The organism is Phaeobacter sp. S60, assembly GCF_000826845.1.
Lineage (GTDB): Bacteria > Pseudomonadota > Alphaproteobacteria > Rhodobacterales > Rhodobacteraceae > Phaeobacter > Phaeobacter piscinae.
In genome coordinates this window covers 1-1,005 of record NZ_JSWJ01000044.1, presented here as the reverse complement: position 1 = coordinate 1,005, position 1,005 = coordinate 1, and the positions used below count along the sequence as shown (strand labels likewise).

Genomic DNA, 1,005 nt, shown 5'->3' with positions numbered 1-1,005 from the left:
GACCGTGACCCAGGTGATCGACACCGCCGAGAGCATTCGCAGTGGCGCAAATGAAATTAGCCAGGCCTCCGACGATCTGTCGAACCGCACCGAAAGCCAGGCCGCCACGCTGGAGGAAACCGCAGCCGCCCTTGACGAGATGACGGCCAGCGTGAAATCCGCCGCCGAAGGCGCGCGCAGCGTCGAAGGCATCATGCAGGAGGCCAAGCAGGAAGCCGAAACCAGCGGTGAAGTGGTTCAGAGCGCAGTCTCTGCCATGACCGAGATCGAGCAATCCTCGACGCATATTTCGCAGATCATCGGGGTGATCGACGATATCGCCTTCCAGACCAACCTTCTGGCGCTCAATGCCGGGGTGGAAGCGGCGCGCGCCGGTGAGGCTGGCAAAGGCTTTGCGGTGGTTGCCAGCGAGGTGCGCGCCCTGGCGCAGCGCTCTTCGGATGCGGCGATGGAGATCAAGACGCTGATCGGTGACAGCACCAAACAGGTGGAGCGCGGCGTGGATCTGGTCGGCAAGACCGGCGATGCACTGCAAAGCATCGTCGAGCGGGTTGGCCATATCTCGAAACTGGTGTCTGGCATTGCGACCGGTGCCAGCGAGCAGTCCACCGGCCTGCATGAGATCAACACCGGCGTGACCCAGCTGGATCAGGTCACCCAGCAAAATGCCGCCATGGTTGAAGAGGCCACCGCCGCCGGGCACATGCTGAATGCGGATGCCAGCAAACTGGCCGACCTGGTCGCGCATTTCCGCGTGGCAGCGGGCGGGCGGCAGGCAGCGGCGCCGGTTCGCAAATCCGCAGCGGCGCCGGCGCCGGCTCAGATCCAGGTTGCCGCGCAAGATACTCCCCCCGCCGCCCCCAGTGCCGCCCCCAGTGCCCATGGCGATGATTGGGACATCGAAGCGGTCACACCCAAGCCGGCACCGGCCGCTGCCAGCAGCAGTGGCAATGCCGCCAAGGACATCTGGCAGGATTTCTGATCCCGCCAAACGCCCCCAGCCCC

The 1,005-nt window shown here is 65.1% G+C and carries 1 protein-coding gene; it reads left to right on the top strand.

What is annotated here, in order from left to right; genetic code table 11:
* Positions 1-982 (top strand): methyl-accepting chemotaxis protein (locus OO25_RS22040; protein WP_040183002.1); only part of this gene is annotated, 982 nt, incomplete at its 5' end.
* Between the last annotated feature and the right edge of the window lie 23 nt (positions 983-1,005).